General features: G+C 67.5%; 12 protein-coding genes. 4 read left to right on the top strand and 8 right to left on the bottom strand.

Annotated features, from left to right (window positions below):
• A partial coding sequence (gene putA / locus QM569_RS01335; protein ID WP_414985418.1) for a bifunctional proline dehydrogenase/L-glutamate gamma-semialdehyde dehydrogenase PutA occupies positions 1 to 1,906 on the bottom strand: 1,906 nt, incomplete at its 3' end.
• Positions 1,907 to 2,008: 102 nt separating this feature from the next.
• On the opposite strand from putA, the gene QM569_RS01330 reads away from it, so the two are divergent.
• The 3 genes from QM569_RS01330 to rlmD are packed head-to-tail and all read left to right on the top strand — an operon-like array spanning position 2,009 to position 4,315.
• The gene (locus tag QM569_RS01330; protein WP_414985417.1) at positions 2,009 to 2,482 is read left to right on the top strand and encodes an Lrp/AsnC ligand binding domain-containing protein; all 474 of its coding nucleotides are present in this window, start codon (positions 2,009 to 2,011) and stop codon (positions 2,480 to 2,482) included.
• 55 nt (positions 2,483 to 2,537) lie between these two features.
• A complete protein-coding gene (locus QM569_RS01325; protein WP_414985416.1) occupies positions 2,538 to 2,843 on the top strand; it encodes a hypothetical protein in 306 nt (101 codons plus the stop codon).
• Between the two features lie 20 nt (positions 2,844 to 2,863).
• Entirely contained in the window at positions 2,864 to 4,315 is a 1,452-nt protein-coding gene (gene rlmD / locus QM569_RS01320; protein WP_414985415.1) for a 23S rRNA (uracil(1939)-C(5))-methyltransferase RlmD, read from the top strand.
• A gap of 59 nt (positions 4,316 to 4,374) precedes the next feature.
• Here the strand turns inward: rlmD and QM569_RS01315 are convergent, their stop codons facing one another.
• The 3 genes from QM569_RS01315 to QM569_RS01305 all read right to left on the bottom strand — a co-directional run bounded on the left by QM569_RS01315 (position 4,375) and on the right by QM569_RS01305 (position 6,550).
• Positions 4,375 to 4,716: a hypothetical protein gene (locus tag QM569_RS01315; RefSeq protein WP_414985414.1), complete on the bottom strand. Its 342-nt coding sequence runs from the start codon at positions 4,714 to 4,716 to the stop codon at positions 4,375 to 4,377.
• A gap of 50 nt (positions 4,717 to 4,766) precedes the next feature.
• Complete coding sequence (locus QM569_RS01310) at positions 4,767 to 5,738, bottom strand: hypothetical protein (RefSeq protein ID WP_414985413.1); 972 nt, start codon at positions 5,736 to 5,738, stop codon at positions 4,767 to 4,769.
• Between the two features lie 116 nt (positions 5,739 to 5,854).
• The gene (locus QM569_RS01305) at positions 5,855 to 6,550 is read right to left on the bottom strand and encodes a Bax inhibitor-1/YccA family protein (RefSeq protein WP_414985419.1); all 696 of its coding nucleotides are present in this window, start codon (positions 6,548 to 6,550) and stop codon (positions 5,855 to 5,857) included.
• A gap of 149 nt (positions 6,551 to 6,699) precedes the next feature.
• Here QM569_RS01305 and QM569_RS01300 point away from each other — a divergent pair, with 149 nt between their 5' ends.
• Positions 6,700 to 7,107: a GlcG/HbpS family heme-binding protein gene (locus tag QM569_RS01300; RefSeq protein WP_414985412.1), complete on the top strand. Its 408-nt coding sequence runs from the start codon at positions 6,700 to 6,702 to the stop codon at positions 7,105 to 7,107.
• Positions 7,108 to 7,306: 199 nt separating this feature from the next.
• Here the strand turns inward: QM569_RS01300 and hemP are convergent, their stop codons facing one another.
• From hemP to QM569_RS01280, 4 genes are all read right to left on the bottom strand, one after another.
• On the bottom strand, positions 7,307 to 7,525 hold the full coding sequence (gene hemP / locus QM569_RS01295; protein ID WP_414985411.1) for a hemin uptake protein HemP: 219 nt from the start codon (positions 7,523 to 7,525) through the stop codon (positions 7,307 to 7,309).
• A gap of 113 nt (positions 7,526 to 7,638) precedes the next feature.
• A complete protein-coding gene (locus tag QM569_RS01290) occupies positions 7,639 to 8,049 on the bottom strand; it encodes an ExbD/TolR family protein (protein ID WP_414985410.1) in 411 nt (136 codons plus the stop codon).
• Between the two features lie 3 nt (positions 8,050 to 8,052).
• Complete coding sequence (locus QM569_RS01285) at positions 8,053 to 8,772, bottom strand: MotA/TolQ/ExbB proton channel family protein (RefSeq protein WP_414985409.1); 720 nt, start codon at positions 8,770 to 8,772, stop codon at positions 8,053 to 8,055.
• A gap of 30 nt (positions 8,773 to 8,802) precedes the next feature.
• Positions 8,803 to 9,156: energy transducer TonB (locus QM569_RS01280; protein WP_414985408.1), on the bottom strand; the 354-nt coding region annotated here is incomplete at its 5' end.

The following is a 9,156-nucleotide window of genomic DNA, read 5'->3' as shown; positions in this document are numbered from 1 at the left end:
GGGCGGCGGCGCGCTCGGCGGGGGGCGTGGCGGCCCAGGGGGCGGCGGCGGCCTGCGCGCATTGCAGGGCCTGATCGACATCGTCGGCGGTGGCCTCTTGCACCTGGCCCACCACGTCGCGGTGGTCGGCGGGGTTGCGCACGTCGATGGCGGCGCTGGCGGACGTGGTGGCCACGCCCAGCAGCGGGCCCGCCGTCCAGCCGTGGCTGGCGGTGGCCTGCAGGGTGGCGTCCAGTTGGGTCAGGGTGTTTTCGTTGGACAGGTCCAGCCCGCGCGAGTTGGCGCGCTGCGGGCCGTACAGGCCGCCCGGCAGGGGGATGCGCGGGTGGGGCAGGCCGGGCGTGCCCTCGGCAGCGGCGGCCTGGTCCACCACCAGCACGGGGCTCTTGACCAGGTCTTCCAGCGCGATGGTTTCATCGGCGATGCGGTTCACGAAGGACGTGTTGGCGCCGTTCTCCAGCAGGCGGCGCACCAGGTAGGCCAGCAGCGTCTCGTGCGTGCCCACGGGGGCGTAGATGCGGCAGGGGCGGCCCAGCTTGCCTGCGCTGATGGGGCCTACCACTTGCTCATACAGCGGCTCGCCCATGCCGTGCAGGCACTGGAACTCGTACTGCCCCGCGTAGTAGTTGTTGCCCGCCATCTGGTAGATGGTGGCCAGGGTCTCGGCGTTGTGCGTGGCGAACTGGGGGTAGATGGCCTCGGGCGCGGCCAGCAGCTTCTTGGCGCAGGCGATGTAGGAGATGTCGGTGTGTACCTTGCGGGTATAGACGGGGTAGTCGGCCAGGCCGTCCACCTGGGCGCGCTTGATCTCGCTGTCCCAGTACGCGCCTTTCACCAGCCGCACCATCAGGCGGCGGCGCGTGCGGCGGGCCAGGTCGATGACGTAGTCGATGACGAAGGGGCAGCGCTTTTGGTACGCCTGGATCACGAAGCCGATGCCGTTCCAGCCGTCCAGCGAGGGCGCGTGGCACAGGCGCTCCAGCAGGTCGAGCGAGAGTTCGAGCCGGTCGGCTTCTTCCGCGTCGATGTTGATGCCGATGTCGTAGCTGCGCGCCAGCTCGGTCAGGCGCAGCACCATGGGGTACAGCTCGTCCATCACGCGGTCGAACTGCGCGCGGCTGTAGCGCGGGTGCAGGGCCGACAGCTTGATGGAGATGCCCGGCCCTTCGTAGATGCCGCGCCCGGCGGACGCCTTGCCGATGGCGTGGATGGCCTGCTCGTACGAGGCGTAGTAGCGCTTGGCGTCCTCGGCCGTCAGTGCGGCCTCGCCCAGCATGTCGTACGAATAGCGAAAGCCCTCGGCCTCCATCCTGCGGGCGTTGGACAGGGCCTCGGCGATGGTCTCGCCGGTCACGAACTGCTCGCCCATCATGCGCATGGCCATGTCCACGCCCTTGCGGATCAGCGGCTCGCCGCCCTTGCCGATCAGGCGGCTCAGAGAGCTGGTCAGGCTGCCCTCGCTGTGGGTCGACACCAGCTTGCCGGTGATGAGCAGGCCCCAGGTGGCGGCGTTGACGAACAGCGACGGGCTGTTGCCCAGGTGCGGCGCCCACTGGCCGTTGCTGATCTTGTCGCGGATCAGCGCGTCGCGCGTGGCCTTGTCGGGGATGCGCAGCAGCGCCTCGGCCAGGCACATCAGGGCCACGCCTTCCTGCGACGACAGCGAGAACTCCTGCAGCAGCCCCTGCACGATGCCTGCGCGGCCACCGGCGGCCTTGCGGTTGCGCAAGGCGCCGGCCACGCGCAGCGCGAGCTGCTGGGCGGCGTCGGCCATGGGCTGGGGCAGGCGCGCCTGCGCGAGCAGCGGGGCCAGGGCCTCGGGCTCGGGCAGGCGGTAGGCGTTGGTGATGGCGGCGCGCAGCGGGTTGGTCAGCGGCGTGCGCGGGGCGAAGAGGGTTGCGGTCATGGTGGCGGTGCCTTGGGTTGGTGTTGTATGCGATGATCCACTGGTTTTGGATGAATAAATATCTGAAAATTTTGAAAGTTTCAGAATAATTGACTAATCATCATGGCAACCGAAAATGATCTGGATCGGATAGATCGCAAAATCCTGTCAATCCTGCAAGAAGATGGCCGCATCGCCAACCTCAAGCTCGCCGAGGCCGTCGCCCTGTCGCCCACCGCCGTGCTGGCCCGCGTGCAGCGGCTGACCAAGGACGGCTACATCCTGGGCTACGAGGCGCGCCTGAACCCGCTCAAGCTGGGCGCGGGCATGCTGGTCTTCGTCGAGGTGCTGCTCGACCGCACCACGCCCAACGTGTTCGACCAGTTCAAGGCTGCCGTGCAGGTGTACCCCGAGATCATGGAATGCCACATGGTGGCGGGCGGCTTCGACTACCTGCTCAAAACCCGCTCGGCCGACATGAACGCCTACCGTGTGTTCGCGGGCAACGTGCTGTGGCAACTGCCCGGCGTGCGCGAGACGCGCACCTACGCGGTGATGGAAGAGGTCAAGCACAGCACCCAACTGCACCTGCGCTGATTGGCGGCCCTGCGGCAAACCCGCATAATCACCCGCAGTCACAGGAGAAGCCATCATGACAAAGACCCTTCCCTACGCCGCCGCAGCCCTGGCCGCTGCGTTCTTCAGCCAGTCTGCGGCAGCCGCGTGCTACCTCGTCTATGGCCCCGACAAGGACATCGTGTACCAGTCCGTCGAGCCGCCCATCGACATGTCGTACCAAATCCACCAAACCCTGCCCCTGGTGGCGCCGGGCGCCACGATGGTGTTCTCGCCCGACAACCAGGGCTGCGAGCTGACCATCAACAAGCTGCCCTTGACCACCGCGCAGGTGCCGCAGGGCGGCGCGGTCATGCGTCCCGCCCGGGCCGACCGCGGGTGAGCTTCTAGGACAATCGGGGGATGAGCGAACCCCAAGAACTCTTCCCCACACCGCATTCCCCCGCCGAAGACCTGTCCGAAGGCTGGCTGCTGGTCCAGTCCATGGACCTCGACGCCCAGGGCATCGCCCGCAAGCCCGACGGCAAGGTAGTCTTCATCGACGGCGCGCTCCCCTTCGAGCTGGTCAGCGCCAACACCCACCGCAAGAAGAACAACTGGGAGCAGGCCAGCCTGCTCGCCATCCACCGCGAATCCCCCCAGCGCGTGTACCCCGGCTGCCCGCACTTCGGCCTGCACGCCGGTGCCTGCGGCGGCTGCAAGATGCAGCACCTGCACGTGGGCGCGCAGGTGGCGGTCAAGCAGCGCGTGCTGGAAGACAACCTCTGGCACCTGGGCAAGGTGCGCGCCGAGACCATCCTGCGCCCCATCGAGGGCCCTGCCTGGGGCTACCGCTACCGCGCCCGCCTGGCCGTGCGCCACGTGGTCAAGAAGGGCACGGTGCTGGTGGGCTTTCATGAGCGCAAGAGCCGCTACATCGCCGACATGCAGACCTGCCGCATCCTGCCGCCGCACGTGGACGCCATGCTGATGCCGCTGCGCGCGCTCATCGCCAGCCTGGACGCGCGCGACACCTGCCCGCAGATCGAGCTGGCCTGCGGCGACGAGGTGACGGCGCTGGTGCTGCGCCACCTGGAGCCTTTGTCCGCCGCCGACCTGGACAGGCTGCGCGCCTTCGGCGCCACGCACGCCGTGCAGTGGTGGCTGCAACCCAAGGGGCCGGACACGGTACACCTGCTCGACGCGGACGGCCCGCAACTGTCGTACAGCCTGCCGGACTTCGGCATCACCATGCCCTTCAAGCCCACGGACTTCACGCAGGTCAACCCGCACATCAACCGCGTGCTGGTCAGCCGGGCGCTGCGCCTGCTGGACGTGCAGCGCAGCGAGCGCGTGATCGACTGGTTTTGCGGCCTGGGCAACTTCACCCTGCCGCTGGCGACGCAGGCGCGCGAGGTGCTGGGCATCGAGGGCAGCGAGGCCCTGGTGGCGCGCTCGCGTGAGAATTACAAGAAAAATCAGGCTCCAGCGCAGGTGGGGCAAGCGCTGGCAGCTACCAATTTCGTAGCGCGCAACCTGTTCGAGATGACGCCAGCGATGCTGGTGGCCGACGGCGTGGCCGACAAATGGCTGGTGGACCCGCCGCGCGAAGGCGCGTTCGCCCTGGCGAAAGCCCTGGCCGACATCGAACAGGCGCGCATCGGCGCCGAAGGCGCAGGGCCGCTGCCCGCAGGGGCTGCGCACTGGACGCCGCCCAAGCGCATCGTCTATGTGAGCTGCAACCCCGCCACCCTGGCCCGCGACGCGGGGCTGCTGGTGCATCTGGCGGGCTACCGCTGCACGGCGGCGGGCATGGTCAACATGTTCCCGCACACCGCGCACGTGGAGAGCATGGCGGTGTTCGACAAAGTTTAAGGTGTTTCAGGGCTCCAGCGCTTGTCCAGCAAGCGCTTGCAGCTATGCTTTAGATAGCATCAGCCGCGCTCGTCCTCGGCGTCGTCCCGGGCGCGGCGGGCGGGCGGCTTGGCTTCTGTCAGCACCGAGGGCGTGCCTTCGATCTTGTTGTCGCGCATGTAGGCGTCCATGTCCTTCCAGCCCGCGAACACCTGCGCCTTGGCGGCCTTGGGGTTGAGCGTGTAGCAGTCTTCCAGCCCGCGCAGCGCGTGGCGGCAGGCGCCGCCGATGGCCTTGGCCTCGGCCTCGCGCTGCAGGGCGCGGGGGTCGGGGCCCAGGCCCGGAATGTCGCAGCCCGCCAGCGGCAGCAGCGCGGCGGCGACAAGGGCGGTGGCGAGGGGGCGGGGCAGAGTGGACGGCATGTCCCTATGCTATCGGCAAGCGGGCGCCAGAGTTGAGCGATTCATTTCATTCAGCGCAACTGCTTTTGCAGCGCCACCACCGCGCCCGCCAGCAGCGCCATCACCGCGATCCCCATGTACAGCCGCTGCCCGGTGGCGAACACCGCCTGCATGCTGCCCTGCGCCAGCCCGCCGTGCAGCGCCACGGCGGCCGAGGCCGAGGCCAGCGACACCATCATCTGCCGCAGCACGTTCTTGGCCTGGTAGCCCTTGGCGAAGTGCGTGTCGCCCAGGGCGCGCCAGGTCAGGGCCGAGACGGGCAGGATCATCAGCACGCCGAACAGCCCCTTGAAGGCCAGCGGCGCGCACAGCCCGGCCACGGACACGTCTGCGGGCAGCGAGGCCATCCACCACGCCGATGCGGCCATGCTCAGGCAGCCGGTGAGCATCAGGGCCCGCTTGTTCTCCACCTTGGCGGAATGGCGGTTGTAGATGACCACTGCCGCGAAGGTGACCAGCGCCGAGAAGCTGTTGAGCCAGCCCGTGGTGACCACCGACAGGCCCAGCCCGTGCTCGGCGACCTGCGGGAACAGGTAGTTGTTGAAGTTGACGATGAAGTAGTACGCCGCAAAGAGGCCCATGCCCGCCATGAAGCCGGGGTTGGCCAGGTCGCGCAGGTGCAGCAGGGGCTCGTCGTGCCGCCACTGGTGCAGGCTGAACAGGCCCAGCAGCGTGACGCCCGCCAGGGCGGCCAGGGCGAGCAGCGCGGGCCGCTCCAGCCACTGGTGGTCGGCCTCCGAGAAGACCCACTGCACCAGGCCCACGGCCAGCAACAGCACCACCACGGGGACGATGGACCAGCGCACCGGCTGCGTGCTCTTGCCCAGTTGCCGGGGCATGAGCCGCTGCACGCCCAGGGCCAGCAGCGCCACGACGCTCTCCAGGAACTCCACGCCCACCAGGCCGCAGATCAGCGCCATCAGCAGGCGCTGTTTGTGCCGGTGCTGCCATTGGTGCAGGGGGTGGCGGGACGGTTGGGGCATGGCGGTATCCGGCCATTGTGTCAAATGAAGCGATGCCGCGTGCCGTGGCGGGTGGCGCGCCGCACAAAAAAGCCCTGGCGAGCCAGGGCTTTGGGGCAGGGGGAGGGCAGGGGGGCTCAGTCGCGCTCGCCGCCCATGATGCCCAGTAGCGACAGCAGGCTCTGGAACACGTTGAACAGGTCCAGGTACAGGGCCAGCGTGGCGCTGATGTAGTTGGTCTCGCCGCCGTCCAGGATCTGCTTGATGTCGTACAGCATGTAGGCGCTGAAGATGCCGATGGCGGCCACCGAGATCGCCATCATGCCCGCCGACGAGCCCACGAACACGTTGATGACGCTGCCCACCAGCAGCACCAGCGCGCCCACGAACAGCCACTTGCCCATGCCCGACAGGTCGCGCTTGATGACGCTGGCCAGGCTTGCCATCACCAGGAACACGCCCGCGGTGCCCGCGAAGGCGGTCATGATCAGCTCGGAGCCGTTCGAGAAGCCCAGCACCAGGCCGATCAGGCGCGAGAGCATCAGCCCCATGAAGAAGGTGAAGGCCAGCAGCACCGGCACGCCCGCCGCCGAGCGCTTGGTCTTCTCGATGGCGAACATGAAGCCGAAGGCGCCGCCCAGAAAGACGATCAGCCCCACGCCGCCGCGCAGCGACTGCGTGATGCCGGTGGCCACGCCCACCCAGGCGCCGAGCACCGTGGGGATCAGGCTCAGGGCCAGCAGCCAGTAGGTATTGCGAAGCACCTTGTGGCGCTCTTGCTGCGAGATGCCGTAGCCCGCAGAGTGGCCCAGGGTGGTGATCTGGTCGTTCATCATCTGTGTCTCTCCTTGTTGGCCTGCACCGTGCAGACGCACGCGCGGATTCTAGGTGGTGGGCCTGGGCGCGGTTTCAATACCCGCGCGCGGCCACCTGCCTTTGCATACCGGTATGCTTGCCCCTTCTTTTTTCGGACATTGCCCTCATGAAGACCCAACACGAACTCGAACTGGCCGACATCAAGGCCATCGCCGCCGCCGCCGAGGCCGAAGCCCTGAAGAACCAATGGGCCGTGACCATCGCCATCGTGGACGCGGGCGGCCACCTGCTGTGGCTGCAGCGCCTGGACGGCGCCGCGCCCGTGTCGTCGCACATCGCGCCGTCCAAGGCCCGCACGGCCGCGCTGGGCCGCCGCGAGAGCAAGGTCTATGAGGACGTGGTCAACGGCGGCCGCACCTCGTTCCTGAGCGCGCCCGGCATCGACGGCCTGCTGGAAGGCGGCGTGCCCATCCTGAAGGACGGCCAGTGCCTGGGCGCCGTGGGCGTGAGCGGCGTGAAGTCCACCGAGGACGCGCAGATCGCCCGCGCAGGCATCGCGGCCCTGGGGCTGTGACTGCTATGGTTTGAATAGCTTCTTGTGCTTGATCAGCAAGCGCTGGAGGCTGTTTTGACCATGAAAAAAACCGGCCTTCGAGGCCGGTTTTTTGTGTTGGCGCGGGAAAAAAAGCCTGGCTACGCGGGAAAACCGTTGGCTGGCAAAAACGACCCTTGCGGACCCGTTGCGGAGTCCGGGAGTCGCCCCACGATGAAACTCATTTGGTCAAAATCAGCTTGCCCAGCTTGGTGGCCTGCAGGCGGTACAGCGCGCCGTTGTGGCTGATGGCCACGGCCTTCTGGCCTTGCAGCAGGGCGCTGCTGTCCACGGCAAGGGCCGTCTCCGCGCGGTGGCTGCTTTCGGTCTGCGATGCCGGTTTGTTGGCGGGAGCGGAGCGCAGGAAGGGAGCGGCGTTCAAGGTCAAAGTGGCTGGCATGAGGGTTGTCCTGTTGCGTTGCGATTCGTGCTGCTAATGATAACGATTCGCAATTGCATGTCAAGCGGTCGAAATGTTTCTTTTTGTGCCGCCCGCCGTGGGTTCACACGTTCTCAGGGCGCGGGATCGGTGACAAAGCCGATTTTGCGCACGCCCGCGCGCTGGGCCGCCGCCATGGCCTGGGCCACGCGCTCGTAGCGCACGGCCTTGTCGCCGCGAATGTGCAGGTCGGGCTGGGGCTGCTTGGCGGCTTCGGCCTTGAGCAGGGGTTCCAGTTCGGCGTCGCTGACGGCTCCGCCGTTCCAGTAGTACTTGCCATCGGCGTCCACCGTCAGGCGTACCGTCTCCGGCTTCACGTCCTCGGGCTGGTTGGTAGCGCGGGGCAGGTCCACGTTGACCGAGTGCTTCATCACCGGCACGGTGATGATGAAGATGATGAGCAGCACCAGCATCACGTCCACCAGGGGCGTCATGTTGATCTCGTTCATCACGTCATCGGCTTCGTCTTGGGTTCCGAAGGCCATGGCTTACGCGCCTTTCTTCATGGGCAGGACCTTGGCCTGCTCGCCCGCCGCCGTCACGCGCGCGCCGGTGACGAAGTAGGCGTGCAGGTCGTGGGCGAAGCTGTTCAGGCCGCCCAGGATGGACTTGTTGCCGCGCACCAGCGCGTTGTAGCCCAGCACGGCGGGGATGGCGACGGCCAGGCCCAGCGCGGTCATGATGAGGGCCTCGCCGATGGGGCCGGCCACCTTGTCGATGGTGGACTGGCCCGAGGTGCCGATGGCCACCAGCGCGTGGTAGATGCCCCACACGGTGCCGAACAGCCCGATGAAGGGTGCGGTGGAGCCCACGGACGCCAGGATGGCCAGGCCCGACTGCAGGCGCGCCGTGAACTCGTCGATGCAGTTGCGCAGGCAGCGCGTGACCCAGTCGCTCACGTCCAGCGTGTCGTGCAGGTGGGCCTTGGTGTTGCGGTGGTGGGCCGTGGCCTCGCGGCCTTCCAGCGCCAGGTGGCGGAAGGGGTTGGCGTTGTCGCTGCCCAGCTTGGCGAGGCCCGTGGCGAAGTCCTCGCTGTGCCAGAAGTCGCGCGCGGCGCGGGCCTGCTTCTTGAACTTCACGATGTCCAGCGCCTTGATGAGGATGACGATCCACGAGGCCAGCGACATGGCCAGCAGGATGACGGCGACGGCCCGGGTGACGAAGTCGCCCTGGACCCAGACGTTGGTGATGCCGAATTGCGAATCCATGAAAAAACTCCCTGAAGCGATGAAATACGGTTATTCGAGAACGAAGTTGATGGGCACCAGGTTCCACATGGTCTCGGGCACGCCATTGCGCTTGCCGGGCACGAAGCGCCAGCGCATGACGGCTTCCTGGGCCTGGCGGTCCAGCCGCTCGAAGCCGCTGGACTTGTTGATCTCGATCTTCTGCGGCAGCCCGTCGGTGCCGATCAGCACGCGCAGCACCACCTTGCCCTGCTCGCCCATGCGCTTGCTGATGGCGGGGTAGCTGGGCTTGGGGTTGTTCAGGTAGGCCGCGTCGCTGGACGGCAGCTCGATCTTGGGGGGCGCGGGTGGGGCGGGCGGCGCTGGCGGCACGGGCGGAGCCGGGGGCGCCACGGGGGCCTCGAT

The organism is Acidovorax sp., from assembly GCF_047607405.1.
Taxonomy (GTDB): domain Bacteria; phylum Pseudomonadota; class Gammaproteobacteria; order Burkholderiales; family Burkholderiaceae_C; genus Acidovorax.
Note: the sequence above shows the minus strand (reverse complement) of the source record. Positions and strands in the feature narration are given on the sequence as shown.